Annotated in this window: 14 protein-coding genes; 8 read left to right on the top strand and 6 right to left on the bottom strand. The window is 40.5% G+C overall.

Translation table 11 applies throughout. The features are described from left to right. Positions 1 to 284 precede the first annotated feature (284 nt). Complete coding sequence (locus AOQ29_RS00270) at positions 285 to 1,040, top strand: LytR/AlgR family response regulator transcription factor (RefSeq protein WP_061992581.1); 756 nt, start codon at positions 285 to 287, stop codon at positions 1,038 to 1,040. Positions 1,041 to 1,246: 206 nt separating this feature from the next. Here the strand turns inward: AOQ29_RS00270 and gyrA are convergent, their stop codons facing one another. The 6 genes from gyrA to dnaA all read right to left on the bottom strand — a co-directional run bounded on the left by gyrA (position 1,247) and on the right by dnaA (position 10,267). Continuing rightward, positions 1,247 to 3,817, bottom strand: coding sequence for a DNA gyrase subunit A (gyrA, locus tag AOQ29_RS00265; protein WP_061992580.1), 2,571 nt, complete (start codon positions 3,815 to 3,817; stop codon positions 1,247 to 1,249). A 32-nt stretch (positions 3,818 to 3,849) separates the two neighbouring features. After that, the gene (gene gyrB / locus AOQ29_RS00260; RefSeq protein ID WP_114674970.1) at positions 3,850 to 5,778 is read right to left on the bottom strand and encodes a DNA topoisomerase (ATP-hydrolyzing) subunit B; all 1,929 of its coding nucleotides are present in this window, start codon (positions 5,776 to 5,778) and stop codon (positions 3,850 to 3,852) included. Positions 5,779 to 5,860: 82 nt separating this feature from the next. Continuing rightward, positions 5,861 to 6,985: a DNA replication/repair protein RecF gene (gene recF, locus AOQ29_RS00255; RefSeq protein WP_061992578.1), complete on the bottom strand. Its 1,125-nt coding sequence runs from the start codon at positions 6,983 to 6,985 to the stop codon at positions 5,861 to 5,863. Continuing rightward, on the bottom strand, positions 6,976 to 7,452 hold the full coding sequence (gene yaaA / locus AOQ29_RS00250) for a S4 domain-containing protein YaaA (protein WP_242977369.1): 477 nt from the start codon (positions 7,450 to 7,452) through the stop codon (positions 6,976 to 6,978). Before yaaA ends, recF begins: the two co-directional genes overlap by 10 nt. A 125-nt stretch (positions 7,453 to 7,577) precedes the next feature. Beyond that, the gene (dnaN, locus tag AOQ29_RS00245) at positions 7,578 to 8,711 is read right to left on the bottom strand and encodes a DNA polymerase III subunit beta (RefSeq protein ID WP_061992577.1); all 1,134 of its coding nucleotides are present in this window, start codon (positions 8,709 to 8,711) and stop codon (positions 7,578 to 7,580) included. A gap of 179 nt (positions 8,712 to 8,890) precedes the next feature. Next, positions 8,891 to 10,267, bottom strand: a complete 1,377-nt coding sequence (gene dnaA, locus AOQ29_RS00240; RefSeq protein ID WP_061992576.1) for a chromosomal replication initiator protein DnaA — start codon at positions 10,265 to 10,267, stop codon at positions 8,891 to 8,893. Between the two features lie 493 nt (positions 10,268 to 10,760). Between dnaA and rpmH the strand changes: the two genes are divergently transcribed. The 7 genes from rpmH to AOQ29_RS00210 all read left to right on the top strand — a co-directional run bounded on the left by rpmH (position 10,761) and on the right by AOQ29_RS00210 (position 15,015). Continuing rightward, positions 10,761 to 10,901: a 50S ribosomal protein L34 gene (gene rpmH / locus AOQ29_RS00235; RefSeq protein WP_179948349.1), complete on the top strand. Its 141-nt coding sequence runs from the start codon at positions 10,761 to 10,763 to the stop codon at positions 10,899 to 10,901. Positions 10,902 to 10,999: 98 nt separating this feature from the next. Beyond that, positions 11,000 to 11,362 (top strand): ribonuclease P protein component, encoded by a 363-nt coding sequence (gene rnpA / locus AOQ29_RS00230; protein ID WP_061992575.1) that lies wholly within the window; start codon positions 11,000 to 11,002, stop codon positions 11,360 to 11,362. Further along, positions 11,346 to 12,191: a membrane protein insertase YidC gene (locus AOQ29_RS00225; RefSeq protein WP_061992574.1), complete on the top strand. Its 846-nt coding sequence runs from the start codon at positions 11,346 to 11,348 to the stop codon at positions 12,189 to 12,191. The genes rnpA and AOQ29_RS00225 overlap by 17 nt, the downstream gene beginning before the upstream one ends. A gap of 126 nt (positions 12,192 to 12,317) precedes the next feature. After that, complete coding sequence (locus tag AOQ29_RS00220) at positions 12,318 to 13,241, top strand: magnesium transporter CorA family protein (protein ID WP_061992573.1); 924 nt, start codon at positions 12,318 to 12,320, stop codon at positions 13,239 to 13,241. An 86-nt stretch (positions 13,242 to 13,327) separates the two neighbouring features. After that, positions 13,328 to 13,843: an MscL family protein gene (locus tag AOQ29_RS00215; protein WP_061992572.1), complete on the top strand. Its 516-nt coding sequence runs from the start codon at positions 13,328 to 13,330 to the stop codon at positions 13,841 to 13,843. A 14-nt stretch (positions 13,844 to 13,857) separates the two neighbouring features. After that, positions 13,858 to 14,034 carry a hypothetical protein gene (locus AOQ29_RS07645; protein WP_158530733.1) on the top strand — a complete coding sequence of 59 codons (177 nt, stop codon included), beginning with the start codon at positions 13,858 to 13,860 and terminating at the stop codon, positions 14,032 to 14,034. Between the two features lie 90 nt (positions 14,035 to 14,124). Next, positions 14,125 to 15,015 (top strand): alpha/beta hydrolase, encoded by an 891-nt coding sequence (locus tag AOQ29_RS00210; protein ID WP_061992571.1) that lies wholly within the window; start codon positions 14,125 to 14,127, stop codon positions 15,013 to 15,015. Positions 15,016 to 15,017: the final 2 nt, after the last annotated feature.

The raw sequence follows: 15,017 nt of genomic DNA, 5'->3' as shown, positions 1-15,017 counted from the left end.
GCTTACTTTCGTCAAGCGTTTTTTCAAGGATTTTCTAAATTATTATTTCTGTTTATTTTCGCTGCGATAAAAGGGACTAAATTCAGCATTTTTACCTAGAAAAACAATCAGTTTTTATACAAAAACACTCCTTTTATTTGGGATTTGTTTAAATATGCTTCATTTTATTAATTTTTATAAAAATTATTGGTAAAAAAAGAATGTTTTCGTATAATTAATATAGAATTTATTTAAATAATACAAATCACTTCATATTCATTTTTCTGATTTGAAAGGAGCTGAATATGTCATGCTATATCTTAACTTCTAAAAAAGGAGACCAACGACTTTTTCGGAAATTAATTCCAGACCCTCTAATTTTCGATAATCCTCGGGAACTACTGTTAGCCGTTCACTCGACGACTCTTGGTCCAATTGTGGTCATTGATTTAGAAATTCACGGATACGATAAGATTGGTTTACAAGTCGCTGCATTAATTAAAAGGAATAACCCTAATGCTCAAATTATTCTCTTGGCTGAAGATAGCCGTCTAGCAAACTATTGTTTTGAATACCAAGTTGGTGTACTTGATTTTATCATTAAGAATGATCGTGATTTGATTTTTCAGAAACGACTACTACGAGCCATCGAAAAGGCTCAATACAATGTTCATAAAATTCTTAATTCAAAACCAAAATTCATCTTCTTCCCAAATGGTAAAAAAAGATTGCTACTCGACTTGTCCAGGATTCTATATTTTTCTTCTGAAAAGGGTACGCATAACGTTATTTTACATGAGCACGACCAAATTTTAAAAATCAGAGCTAATTTAAGTACAATTGCTAAACTCGATGACGATATTCATCAAATCCACTCTGGATTTTGCATCAATATTAACTACTTACAGACATACCAACCAAAAAAGAATATTGTTACTTTGGCAAACGGCGTCTCGCTGCCAATTTCACGAAACTACATTAATAAAGTCCGCCAGCAAACAACCTGGTACAGTGAACCACCAACCCGAGAAAATGATCCAAATTTTAAAAAGAAAGACTAAAAACGCAAAGTTCCTTCTTAACAGAAGAATCTTTGCGTTTTTGTTGATTTTAATTTTTACAAATAAATACTACTACAAAGAGGGCAAACAGCTTTTAATCATTAATATTAACGCAATCATTCTCTTGTCCTTTCAATAATAAAATAAAAATACGTTCTTACCTAATCTTTAAAAAATAGAAAGAAGGTAAAAACGTATTTTTTTAATTAATCTTGATTTGGATTTGAATCTTGATCAGCTTCAGCCCGAGCGACTAAGTCTTGAACTTGGTCACTGGCTGGCTTTTCATCCATCACAGCCTGGCTTTGTTCCAAAGCTTCTTCAGGACTAGGATCATCCATGACGACTGGTTCTAACTTTGCTAGAGTTGCTACCTTGGTTTCATCTTCCAAACGGATCAGACGAACTCCTTGAGTGGCTCGACTTGTTTGGCTGACGGTATCAACGCTAAAACGAATCATGACACCTTGATCAGTTGTGACCATAATGTCTTCGTCACCATTAACGGTGACCATTCCAGTCAAAGGACCATTCTTTTCAGTAATCGTTGCGGTTTTGATTCCCTTACCACCACGACCCTTAACAGGGTATTCGTCAGCAGGGGTTTGCTTACCGTAACCATTCTGGCTAATGACAAAGACCTTGGCTGCCGGTGTCAGAATATCGGCACCGATGACTTCATCGCCTTCACGAAGGTTAATTCCGCGAACTCCAGCAGCTCCACGACCCATTAAACGGACGGCTTCTTCAGCAAAGGTCACTGAATATCCATTCATAGTGGCAATAATGATGTTTTGAAGACCATCAGTTTCCAAGACCTTCAAAATTTCATCATCTTCACGTAAGGTGAGGGCCTTCAAACCAGAAGTCCGGATGTGGGCGAAGTCCTGGACTGAAGTCCGCTTGACAACACCCTTGCGGGTAACAAAGAAAAGGTTATCTGTACTTTCGGCTGGATTTCCATTGACCGAAAGGAGACTTTGAATGGCTTCATCATCTTCGAAGTTTAACAAATTAATAACCGGGATTCCCTTGGCTTGACGGCCATATTCAGGAATCTCGTAGCCCTTCATCCGATAAACCTTCCCCTTATTAGTAAAGAAGAACAAAGAATCATGGGTCGACAAATTAACCAATTGATCAACAAAGTCTTCATCGTTCAAGTTCATCCCCTGAACTCCACGACCCCCGCGGTTTTGGGCCTTAAATTCACTGGCCGGTACCCGCTTGATGTAGCCGTTGTGGGTCAAAGTTACGATAACGTCTTCTTCTTCGATCAAGTCTTCGTCTTCGATGCTCGTCACATCCCCAACTTGTAACTCTGTCCGACGTTCATCCCCAAAGCGGTTTTGCGTTTCAACCAATTCATCATAAATGATTTGGTCAATTCGTTCTTGGTGAGCCAAAATATCCTTCAAATCAGCAATCAAAGTCACTAACTTTTGGTATTCATCCTCTAACTTATCGCGTTCCAAGCCAGTCAAACGAACCAAACGCATATCCAAAATCGCTTGTGACTGCTTATCAGATAGGTCATAGCCCTCAATCAAACGAGTCTTAGCTTCATCAGAAGTCTTTGAAGACCGAATAATGTGGATGATTTCATCGATATGGTCTAAGGCTATCCGTAATCCTTCGAGGATATGGGCACGGGCCTCGGCCTTCTTCAAATCAAAGCTAGTCCGACGACGGACAACTTGACGCTGGTGGACCAGGTAAGCTTCCAAGATTTCCTTCAAAGACAAAGTCTTTGGAGCCCCATGGTCAATGGCCAACATGTTGAATGAAAAACCAGTTTGCAAAAGGGTTTGCTTGTACAAGTTGTTCAAAATAACTGAACCAGAAGCATCGCGACGGACATCGATTGAAATTCGCAAACCTTCTCGGTCAGTTTCATCACGAATTCCCGTAATACCATCAATTTTCTTGTCGCGAACTAATTCTGAAATTCGTTCAATCAAACGAGCCTTATTTACGGCATAGGGGAGTTCAGTCACAATGATTTGTTCCCGACCACTCTTTGTCGTTTCAATATCAACCTTAGCACGAATGGTAATCGTACCACGACCCGTTTCATAGGCTTTCCGGATACCGGCCTTACCCATAACAATTCCACCAGTTGGGAAATCAGGTCCAGGCAATGCTTCCATCAAGTCTGCAGTCGTTGCTTGCGGATTTTTCATCAAAATATGCAAGGCTGAGATAACTTCACCCAGGTTATGGGTTGGGATGTTGGTTGTCATTCCAACGGCAATTCCAGTGGCCCCGTTAACTAGGAGGTTAGGAATCCGAGCCGGCAAAACTTCCGGTTCTCGTTCTTCACCATCATAGTTGGGCACGAAATCAACTGTGTCTTTATTTAAGTCACGGACCATTTCCATGGCCACTTTCGACAACCGAGCTTCGGTATACCGCATGGCGGCAGCGCCGTCACCATCGACAGAACCAAAGTTACCATGGCCATCAACCAGCATATACCGGTATGAAAAGTCTTGGGCCATACGGACCATCGACTCATAGATGGCCGAATCTCCGTGGGGGTGGTACTTACCCATAACGTCTCCAACAATTCTGGCAGACTTTTTATGAGGCTTATCAGGTGTATTTCCTTGCTCAATCATCGAATAGAGAATTCGACGATGAACAGGTTTCATTCCATCACGAACGTCTGGCAAAGCTCGTGCCACAATGACGGACATGGCATATGACAGAAATGAACTTTTCATTTGTTCGGAAAGATGAATATTTTGAATCCGACTATCGGTTTCGTCTGGCATTTCATTACTCCTCGTCAAACACTACAAGTTTCTTAGATATCAAGGTCTTGGACAAAGACGGCATTATCTTCAATAAATTGACGGCGAGGGGGGACATCGCCACCCATCAGCATGTCAATCACAGCATCAGCTTCTTCAGCATCAGCGGGGTCAACTCGCAACAACCGTCGATTTTGTGGGTCCATCGTTGTATCGGCAAGCTGATCGTAGTCCATTTCACCAAGTCCCTTGTATCGTTGGACTTTTGGCTTGGCGTTACTTGGCAATTGAGCCAGGTAATCTTCCAATTCCTGGTCAGAATCAAGATATGTCATATTCTTTGAATTTCCCAAGGCAACCCCATACAAAGGTGGCTGGGCAATATAAATATAGCCAGCATCAACCATTGGTCGCATATAACGATAGAACAAGGTCAACAACAAAGTCCGAATGTGAGCACCATCGACATCGGCATCGGTCATGATAATAATCTTGTGATAGTTGGCTTTTTCAACGTTAAAATCATCACCAAAACCAGAACCAAGAGCGGTAAAGAGGGAACGGATTTCTTCATTAGCCAAAACCCGATCCAAAGTTGCTTTTCCAACATTTAGAATCTTCCCTCTGATAGGCAAGATTGCTTGAGTCAGACGGTTACGACCTTGCTTAGCAGAACCACCGGCCGAGTCACCCTCGACAATAAAGAGTTCTGAAATAGCTGGGTCTTTCGATGTGTTATCGGCCAATTTACCAGGCAGGTTAGAAATTTCAAGACCTGACTGCTTCCGGGTCATTTCCCGTGCCCGTTTGGCTGATAGGCGAGCCCGTTGAGCCAAGGCTCCTTTTTCAACAATTTGGCGAGCAACAGCTGGGTTTTCAAGCATAAAGCGAGAAAAAGTTTCACTAAACATCCGGTCAGTCGCCTGACGCGCATCTGAGTTTCCCAACTTCGTCTTTGTCTGACCTTCGAATTGAGGGTCGGGATGCTTAATGGAAACAATGGCCGTCATTCCTTCACGGACATCTTCACCAGTGAGGGATTCGGCGCCTTCTTTGATTAACTTTTGCTTGCGAGCATAGTCGTTAATCACACGAGTTAAGGCTGTCTTGAACCCAGTTTCGTGGGTTCCACCTTCATAGGTATTGATGTTGTTAGTAAAGGTCTTTAAGTTTTCTTTGACCCCAGTCGTATACTGCAAGGCAACTTCAACAACAATCCCGTTTTCTTCCCCTTCGACATAGACTGGCTCTTCAAACAAAGGTTCCCGTTCTTCATCGAGGTAAGAAACGTATTCCTTGATTCCACCTTCGAAATGGAAAGATTCCTTCAATGGCTCATCAGACCGCTTGTCTTCGATTGAAATCCGGAGTCCCTTGTTCAAAAAGGCTAATTCCCGGACACGAGTCAACAGTGTTTGATAGTTGTAGACCGTTGTTTCCTGGAAAATATCAGCATCCGGCTTAAAATGAACAACCGTTCCGCGTTCAATTGGCAAAGGACCGTCTTTTTTGGTCATCTGTGTCTTTACATGGCCAGTTTGAAAGTCCATATAATAGAGCTGGCCATCACGGACAACTTGTACATCAAGGTCAGTTGATAGGGCATTAACTACGGAAGCACCAACCCCGTGCAAACCACCAGAAACCTTATATCCGCCACCGCCAAACTTTCCACCGGCGTGCAGGATTGTAAAGACTGTTTCTAGGGCTGGTTTTCCAGTCTTGGTCTGAATATCAACTGGAATTCCCCGACCATCATCAGTAACAGTAATCGAATTATCTTTTTCAATCGTCACAGTAATATGGGATGCAAAACCAGCTAAGGCTTCATCAATTCCATTATCGACAATTTCCCAAACAAGATGGTGGAGACCTTGGGCCGTGGTTGTTCCGATATACATTCCGGGACGCTTACGGACGGCTTCCAACCCCTCTAGAACTTGAATCTGATCGGCATTATAGGCGTCAGCATCAGTGTTCATTTGGCTGGCCGTCTCTGGATCAATTTGGTTCAGTTCTTGGTTTTCTGGGTTTTCTTGATCTGTCATAATACTCCTCTAGGCATCAAAGCTCTTCTTCTTCTTTAACATGGCCAGCGTTGACTAAAAAAACTTTGGGCTCATGAATAAGCTGCCGAGCAATTTCAGTTAAAGATGGCGCTGTGATAAAGGTTTGGACCTTATCTTGGATTGCTAATAACAAATGCGTTTGCCGGCTGGCATCTAATTCGCTTAAGACATCGTCTAAAAGAAGAACTGGATACTCACCGGTCTCTTGGTGCATCAATTCGATTTCACCAAGTTTTAATGCTAGTGCAGCAGTTCGTTGCTGGCCTTGCGAACCAAAGACTGCGACATCAGTATCGTTAACGTCAATGGTAAAGTCATCTCGGTGAGGACCAGCCAAGGTTGTTCCTTGGCGTTTCTCTCGGTCAGCGATTTTTTTAAAAAGAGCTGCTAAGCTTTCTGAAAGTTCAGTTGCCGTCATTCCATCGGTTACCGGAACTGGTGCTTGATAGTGCAGGGTCAATTCCTCTTTTTGATTGGCAACTTCGCGATGAATAATCTGGGCCTGAGTAGCGAGCTTAGCGAGAAAATTTTTACGAGATAGAATAATTTGTGTGGCTAACTCAATCAACTGATCGGTCAAAACATCTAAAAAAATTTGGTCTTTTGGCCCACTAACAGCCCAGGACTTTAAATATGCGTTACGGTCTTTTAAAATTTTTTTATATTGGCTACTTTTTTGTAAGTAAACCTTATTCATCTGACCAAACTCAATATCAATAAAGCGCCGACGAACTGTCGGTGCTCCTTTGACAAGGTTTAAGTCTTCCGGGGCAAATAAAATCACATTCAATTGGCCAATGTAAGTCGATAGACGTGATTGATCAAGGTGGTTAACCTTGGCCTGCTTACCCTTATTCGACCAGGCTAAAGAAAGGGGGGTTTGACCGAAGCGATTCGTAATTCGACCGGCAATTTGAGCCTCTTGCTGGCCCCAACGGATTAAATCTTTATCTGTCTTAGTTCGATGAGACCGGGCCAAGGCTAATGCGTATATGCTCTCGAGTAGGTTCGTTTTCCCTTGGGCATTTTCGCCTAAGAAAACATTGATCCCACTGCTAAATTTGAGCGATACTTGGTCATAGTTACGAAAGTTGTTCAGACTCAGTTGGCTTAATTCCAAGAGCCGGGACCACTCGGATATTTTGACCTGGACTTAGCTTTTTTTGCTGATTGAGAATTCCTTTTTTGACGGTTCTTCTCATCTAGCCGCTTTTGGCTTTTAGCAAATCGTTCCAAAATGGCTTTCTTTTCAGCCTCTTCGGCTAACTCTTCAGCACTTAGTCCAACAATCTGATATTTTTCACCTTGAATGACAACATTATCGCCTGGATAAAGTTTTTTACCACGGCGGTTTTCATCCTCACCATTAACTTGGATGATTACATCCGCTAAAAAGGCTTTTGCTTGACCACCAGAGGCAATCAAATTTTCCATTTTTAGCAATTGCGCCAAGGTAATGTAGGCGGTTCTAATTGCTACTTCTTCAGCCATTGTCTTCCCCAATTTCTTCGTAAAACTTACCCCTTTATTATAACATACTTCCTCTAATTTACCCTTAAGAGGCGTTTTTAGCTTTTTTTTCATCATTTGGGCGTTTTTATCTCAACAGGATAAGCCTTAAAATTCTTCCATAAAAATAAAAAAATCCCAATTAGATTCTCTCTAGACCATTTAAAAAGACCAGGTCTGCTTAGAATTAAATTGGGAATTTTTTAAAAAGTTCGAACCGGAGTGACAAGTTGTAGTTGCTTATTATCCGTTTCACCTTCTGGAATAATGATGAAAGGTCGTAAATTAGTCGTAAACTTCAATTCAACAGTCTTACCTTGCAATACTCGGAGAGCATCACGAACGTAATCTGGGTTGAAAGAAATTTCAAGGTCTTCACCCGTGACTTTTTCAGCAGTTAAATTTTCATTAACTTGACCGACTTCTTGAGAATTTCCTGAAAGTTGAGCTTGTCCACCATTAATCGTCAATAAAATAACGTTATTCCGTGATTCGTGTGATAACAAACTTGCTCGATCAATTGCACCTGATAGTGCGGCTGCATCAATCTGTAATTCAGTAGTCGCTTCACTAGGAATCAAACGATCAGTTTCTGGATAGTTTCCCTCGAGAAGACGAGAATAGAAAGTTGTTTTTCCAAAAACAAAGACGGCTTGGTTAGCAGAGAGTTTAATTTCAACTCGGTTTTGACCATCTAACAAGGATTGTAATTCGTTAAAGGCCTTAGCGGGAATGATAACCGATGTCTTTTCAGTATTTTCTGTTCCAGTTAATGTAACAATTCGCTGTGATAAGCGATGCGAATCCGTCGTGACCGCCTTAATTTGATTGCCATCTAGTGTTAAATGAATTCCAGTTAAAATTGGACGACTTTCTTGAGTTGATGCTGAAATTTTTGTTTGGGCAATGATTTCAACTAATTGAGCTGCAGAAACCTTAAGTGACTTACTCTCTGACAACTCGGGGAGTTTTGGATAAGCTGAAACTGGTTGCCCATTAATTTTGAATGATGCAGATCCAGAAGTAATTAGGGCTTGAAGACCTTCAACGGAAAGAGTTAATGTTTCGGCTGGTAAATGCTTAACGATATTAATAAAGAAAGTTGCTGGCAAAGTAATGCCACCAGGAGTATCGATTACTAATTGATTGGTTGTATCACTGGCTTCCAAAGTGATTTTAATTGAGATGTCAGCATTTGATCCAGTTAAGATTAATTCTTCGTCTGTTAGGTCTAATTTAATATTAGTCAAAATAGGAATCGTTGTTCGAGAGGAGATGGCTCGAGAAACATCATTTAAAGCTTTGATAAAGGCTTGGCGGTTAATTGAAAATTTCATGGCACATTGCCTCCTTAAGGGCAGGGGTTATTTATATTTATATAATATTAAATAAATAGTAATAGTAATAAGGGGTGTGGGAAATGGGGATTAGCTAAAATCCCTTGATTTCATCATAAAAACCCTGTTGAAAACTTTGTTGATAAGTTTAGCAAAAAAGGGAGGTTATCAACGAGCTGTTATTTCCCGTTTTTTATCTCATTTGCAAGGTCTTCGATTAACTCTTTTGTCTTTGGTTCCGTTTCGACCTGCTCAGCAACCTTGTTGTAGGCATGGGAAATTGAAGAGTGGTCTCTTCCACCAAAAGACCGTCCGATATCAGGCAATGATTTGTTGGTCATTGTGCGAGTCAAGTAAATGGCAATGTGTCTGGCATTTACTAAATCGGCTTGTCGCCGGGAGCCCTGCATATCGGTCACACTTTGCATGAAGTAATTAGCCACGGTTTCTTGAATACGTTCGACCGTGATTTTTTTACCTTGGTCGATATTTAATTCAGAAAGGATTGATTGAGCCGTTTCAATGGTTGCCGGTTTGTTCATATAGCGAACCTTAGCTTCAAATTTATGAAAGGCACCTTCCAATGAGCGGACATTGGTATCGATTTTTTCACCAATTAATTCTAAGACTTCATTGGGAATATTGAGGTCATTGCGTTCTTGAAGGTTTCTTAAAATAGCGACACGCGTTGGTAAGTCAGGCTTTTGAATATCTTGTGTAATACCAGCTTCAAAGCGAGAAGTTAAACGAGTTAGTAGATCTGGAATATCAGTTGGGTACCGATCGGAAGTCATGACAATTTGTTTGCCATCCTTGGTCAAAGCGTTAAAGGTATTAAAGAACTCTTCTTGGACTTTTTCTTTTCCAGACCAAAATTGAATATCATCAATTAGGAGCATATCGAGCGATCGGTATGTTTTTTTGAATTTAGCCGTCGCATTTGAATCCGCCTTGTTTCCTTCACGAAGTGAATCCGTAAAATCATTTAAGAAGTCTTCCGCTGTTGCATATTTAATCCGAGCTTTTGGATGGGTGGTTGCGTATTCGTTACCAATTGATTGCATCAAGTGAGTTTTGCCTAACCCGACGCCTCCATATATAAGGAAGGGGTTATAAACTTTTCCCGGGGCTTCTGCGACAGCCAATGCTACCGCTAAGGCATTTTCGTTTCCAGCTCCCTTAACAAACTTATCAAAGGTAAAGTCGGAATTTAGGTCATTATCCTGGGTAAATGGCATAGCATTAACACTTTGATCATCCGAAGTGAACGGAACAAAATTATCATCGGCATCAGTGATGCGTAATTCTGGACGAATGAAATCACCCGTGATTTCGTTGGCGTGTTGGACGAAATCAAGGGCGTATTGTTCAGTATTCCAAGCGTTGATTATTTTTGATGCATGTTCCTTAGGAACAGACAAAATTAATTTTCCGTCTTCAAAACCAACTGGTTTTAAGGGGGCAATTAAAGTTTCAAAGGTCATCAAACCTGTTGTTTTGTATAAACGAAGGCTGACTTCTTTCCAGAGGTCGGTCGGATCGAGCGCATTTTGCATAAGAAACTCCCCAAAATAAGGTAAAAAAGAATGAAGCTATGCTTAATATTATAGCAAAAAAAAAATGAATCGCATAGTTATCCACAGCAAAAAGATTAGAGAGAGACTTATCCAATGCAGGGGAAAGGGGGAAAAGTGGACAGGGGAGAATAACGGGAACAAATTTTCGTGTTATCAACATATCAACAATCTTATCCACCGTTAAGGGTGTATAACTAATGATTTTCCACTCAAAAACAACGTTTTCCCCAGAAAGCAATCCACAACCTGGGGATATGTGGATAAGTTCGGTAAAAGGTGTTGATAGAACGAACCAAGACTTGCTTTATCCTCAAGGGCGTTTTTAAGACAGGATAACCTTGTGGGAAAAAGTTAGGCATATCGGCTGAAAAGAATTGATAAAATCGGCTAAAATCCTTGCCCAACGGCGGTATCCATGGTATGATTACTTTCGAATTGCAAGAAATTTGCAGACAAATTATTAATGGAGGTAATGAAAATGAAGCGTACATTCCAACCAAAGAAGCGTCATCGCGAACGCGTACACGGTTTCCGTAAGCGTATGAGCACTAGCAATGGCCGTAAGGTATTGGCTCGCCGTCGTGCTAAGGGCCGTAAGGTATTATCTGCCTAAACAGGTCGCTGCATGTCAGTGGCCTTTTTATTTTATTGGATTTTTAATGCAGGGTTATTCCTGTGTACATAGTTTTTACTTATAATAGGTGGTAACTCATGCGGAAGACATTTCGGATAAAAAAACCAGCCGAATTTCAAATAGTATTTGATCACCACCAATCGGTGGCCAACAAATACTTTGTTCTCTATCGTCTAAAGAAAGAAAATCAAAAACATTTTCGTTTAGGCTTGTCGGTCGGTAAAAAAATAGGTAAGGCACATGACCGAGTTCACGTTAAGAGAAGAATTCGACAGGCCTTTCTTGAATTTAAGCCTTTGCTTGACCAAGAGACGGATATTTTAGTTATTGCTCGGCCAGCAGTGGCCCACAAATCCCAGGCATTTATTAGCCAACAGCTTGAGCACGTGCTTAAGTTAGCAAAACTGTTAAAGGATGATAATCATGACTCGACTACGTAAATGGATAACAACAATTGGCTTCTTGCCTTTGTTGCTGGCATCTGTTGCCATTGTTGGTATTGTACTGGCGGACTTATCTTATACCGGACATGTTGCTGGTAACGGCCTCTGGGGCGGTTTTGTTGGTCTCTTTATTCGCTCAATTTTGGGTGTTTCTTCTTGGTTCTCTTCATCCTATGGGCTAGGAATCATTGTTTTCACGATTTTAGTTCGTTTTGTTATCTTGCCGTTGATGGTTTATCAAATCGATTCAATGAAGAAGATGCAGAGCGTTCAGGGTGAAATTAAGGCCTTGCAGGATCAATACCCTGGTCGTGATACTGAAAGTCGTCAGTTACTTGCTGCGGCTCAACAAGCCTTATATAAGGAACGTGGAATTTCGCCTTTTGCTTCAATGCTGCCATTATTGGTTCAGATGCCAGTTTTGATTGCCCTTTACCAAGGAATCCATAATTCACCAGTCTTACGGTCAGGTGAGTTCTTATGGTTAAACCTTGGAAAGCAAGATCCGTACTTTATTTTGCCAATTTTGGCCGCCTTGTTTACTTTTGGTTCATCATGGCTTTCAACCCAAGCTAACCCTCAACAAAACGCGATGACAAAGGTAATGCCATTTATTTTCCCATTCGTTATCCTATTGACTGCGTTGGCTGTTCCTGCAGCTGTTTCACTGTATTGGGTGGTTGGAAACTTGTTCCAAATGATTCAAACTTTCTTCTTGCAAAATCCTTTCAAATTAAAGCAAGAACGAGAAGCAGCTTTGCGATTAGAAAAAGAAAAAGCACGTAAAATTAAAAAAGCTCAACGCTCAAAGAAGCGCAGCCGTTAATTTCTTTAAAGCCCTATCGGGGCTTTTTTTGTTAATTTATTATTAAATTTTTGGAAATCTTTGTTTGTCAGAGTAAGTCTGCTATCATTAGCAGTGATAATTATTTTTAACTAAGGGAGGGTTCCTATGATTGAAATGTTAAAACAGACATCTCGTTTCCGCTGGTTTCACATTACCAACATGAGTGCCAGTGATGAAAAGGTTCTGCTAACAGATCATGGATTAACCCAGCAAGTTATTGGGTATGCCAATGACAAGAACGAAAGTGTTCGGATGGAGTTTGATGTTGAGAACGAAGAAACGCTAATCATCTTAGATGTTGTTTCTGCTGAACCAGAACCGGTGTTAACTCGTCCAATTGGAATCGTTCTAGTTAATGATAATCTTTACACATTTTCACATCGACCAACCGATTATATTAAAAAAGATTTTTTGGCAAAAGTGGACCAATATTCCGGCGAGGAATTAAATCGAATTTCGGCGTTTCAGTTCTTGCTTGATGGGTTGTATTCATTAATGACGATGTATGGTGATGAAATTACAGAAATTAACAGACAGAGACGGTCGATTCAAGCACAATTTGGTAACCGTAAGCAGTTAACAAAGCACACCAACGATCTCTTACATTTACAGATTCAGATGATTTATCTACAAAATTCGTTGGCTAATAATTTAATCATGCTGGAACAAATTAAACGCGTGTATGGACAATACAGTAATGACGATGAGCTAAACCATTTGGAATTGGTTCGAGTTGAAGTTGAACAGGCCCATGATATGGCAGGATTAGCCATGGAAGTGATTAATGCTGTCTCTGATGCGACTGGCTCATTAGGAAACCGTGATTTGAACTGGACAATGAAGGTTTTAACTGTTTATTCAATCGTCTTTACCATTCCGACTGTTGTCTCTGGCTTTTATGGAGAAAACGTTGATTACTTACCGTTTGCGCATGGTGCTTCTGGTTGGTGGGTGACCATCATTATGATGGTGCTAATGATGGTCGGTGCAACATATTTGTTTTACCATTATGGTTTTTTGAAGAAATGAATGTTTATTACAAAGATTACTTTTTCTAGGGTTTTAGAGGTATAATAGATTACGAGCTTTTGATTTTTAATTTAGGAGGAAGACGTATGTCTAGGTCTAGCCGCAAAAAGGAATTAAGGGAGCAGCGAGACACCATATTAGAAAAGTCTTCGGCAGGTTTAGTTTCTTTTCGTCGTTTTTTATTTGCACCTAATTTGTTGACCTTTGTCATTTCTGTTGTTGTTGGAAATGCTTTTGGGAGTGCCATTAAGGATTTAGTTACTTTAGCGGCGGATTTCTTGTTATTTTTGTGGCGATGGATTTTTACCGCTAATCATCCGCTGTACTTCAATGCTACAGAAAATGCTTGGAATACTTTTGTCACGTCTTTCCTAACGATGCTTTTCATTGCTTTGGCAGTCTATTATACAATTCAGCTGATTAATAATCGGTTGATTGGCTCAGACAATGAAAAATGGGGTTATGATGGTGCTCATCAAGATATGCTAATGTTGCAGCGACTTCAAAAAGAAAATAACGAACTGGTTAAAAAGAATAATCAATTGCAAAGAGAAGTGCTAAAAGCGTTATCTTCTGAAGATGATGGTCAATCTGATAAGTAAAAAGGAGAGTTATTATGAAGGAATCCGTAGCAATTATCACTATCGCGGCATTGGTATTAATGTTTGTTTCACTTGCATTTTGGGCTGCTGGCAATAAAGATTTTGCCCTTGTATGTTCGAATTTGGGAACCATTATTTTATTAGTTGCTCTTGTTTGGAGTACACGGAGTAAGTCCGGAGACAAAGATTAAGAATATCTTAAGAATGTTAATTTTTTAAAGCCAAGATAATTCTTGGCTTTTTGTATAGAGATGTTTCACGTGAAACAGTTAGGGAGAAAAATGCTATTTAAAGATGCCAAAGTTGAATTTGAAAACGTTGTAGTTCCCGATACCGTTGAGAAACAACTTGTTGACCTGCAATACGGACAAGAAGATTATCAGAAATATGATTTATATTTACCTAAAAAACAAAGTAGCCTTCCCATTATTCTGGATTTGCAGGGTGGTGGGCTGATTAGAGGGCGTAAATCAACATCGAAATTAGGGCCATCGCTAAAATTTACCGCTGCAGGTTATGCAGTGGCATCAATGAATTATTCGTTAATTTCAGAATGGTCATTTTCATTTCCAAAGCAAGTTGCTGAAATCCGTCTAGTTTTAGCTGCTTTGAAAAAGCAGGCTGAAGAGCATCATCTTGATGATACAAAAGTTATCTTAGTTGGAGAATCGTCAGGGGCTCAATTAGCACTCTTAACAGCAGCAACATTGTCAGCAGGTGTTAAGCTAGGACGGTTGAAACAAGTCGAACCTGAGTTGAAAACTTTGCCAAATGTTGCCAAAGTTATTGCTAATTATGGTCCTTATGAATTTGATCGGTTTGCTGCACAATTTAAAAGTGATAACCTAGAGCCCAAATATCAAGAGTCAGGAAAACAAAACTCGTTTGAAGGCTTGGCATTGGGCGGTTTGGCGGTGAATGAGAATCCCATTGGCGTCAGTCAGGCAAACCCGGCTAACTATTTCACTAAAGCAATGCCGCCTATCTTGGCGTATGCAGGGACAGCCGATGTCGTTGTTCCGCATGAACAGAGCCAAGAAATGATAGAACGATACCGGGAAATGACAGGAAATTCAGCCACTCTGCGCTTGATAGATGGTGGCCACCATGGGATTACTGATTATGACACTCCAAAAATATATCAAGAAAAATTAACATTCTTAGAGCAATAAAA

Origin of the sequence: Fructobacillus ficulneus (genome assembly GCF_001047075.2) — a bacterium.
Classification (GTDB): Bacteria; Bacillota; Bacilli; order Lactobacillales; family Lactobacillaceae; genus Fructobacillus; species Fructobacillus ficulneus.
The sequence above is the reverse complement of the archived record's forward strand: the minus strand, read 5'-3'. Positions and strand labels throughout refer to the sequence as shown.

Excerpts from the sequence above, each read along its gene's own strand:
- yaaA (WP_242977369.1), bottom strand. The coding sequence starts at position 7,452 with ATGATGAAAAAAAAGCTAAAAACGCCTCTTAAGGGTAAATTAGAGGAA.
- AOQ29_RS00215 (WP_061992572.1), top strand. The coding sequence starts at position 13,328 with ATGTCTAGGTCTAGCCGCAAAAAGGAATTAAGGGAGCAGCGAGACACC.
- AOQ29_RS00210 (WP_061992571.1), top strand. The coding sequence starts at position 14,125 with ATGCTATTTAAAGATGCCAAAGTTGAATTTGAAAACGTTGTAGTTCCC.
- AOQ29_RS00220 (WP_061992573.1), top strand. The coding sequence starts at position 12,318 with ATGATTGAAATGTTAAAACAGACATCTCGTTTCCGCTGGTTTCACATT.
- gyrB (WP_114674970.1), bottom strand. The coding sequence starts at position 5,778 with ATGAACACTGATGCTGACGCCTATAATGCCGATCAGATTCAAGTTCTA.
- AOQ29_RS00270 (WP_061992581.1), top strand. The coding sequence starts at position 285 with ATGTCATGCTATATCTTAACTTCTAAAAAAGGAGACCAACGACTTTTT.
- gyrA (WP_061992580.1), bottom strand. The coding sequence starts at position 3,817 with ATGCCAGACGAAACCGATAGTCGGATTCAAAATATTCATCTTTCCGAA.
- rpmH (WP_179948349.1), top strand. The coding sequence starts at position 10,761 with ATGAAAATGAAGCGTACATTCCAACCAAAGAAGCGTCATCGCGAACGC.
- AOQ29_RS07645 (WP_158530733.1), top strand. The coding sequence starts at position 13,858 with ATGAAGGAATCCGTAGCAATTATCACTATCGCGGCATTGGTATTAATG.
- AOQ29_RS00225 (WP_061992574.1), top strand. The coding sequence starts at position 11,346 with ATGACTCGACTACGTAAATGGATAACAACAATTGGCTTCTTGCCTTTG.
- rnpA (WP_061992575.1), top strand. The coding sequence starts at position 11,000 with ATGCGGAAGACATTTCGGATAAAAAAACCAGCCGAATTTCAAATAGTA.
- dnaA (WP_061992576.1), bottom strand. The coding sequence starts at position 10,267 with ATGCAAAATGCGCTCGATCCGACCGACCTCTGGAAAGAAGTCAGCCTT.
- dnaN (WP_061992577.1), bottom strand. The coding sequence starts at position 8,711 with ATGAAATTTTCAATTAACCGCCAAGCCTTTATCAAAGCTTTAAATGAT.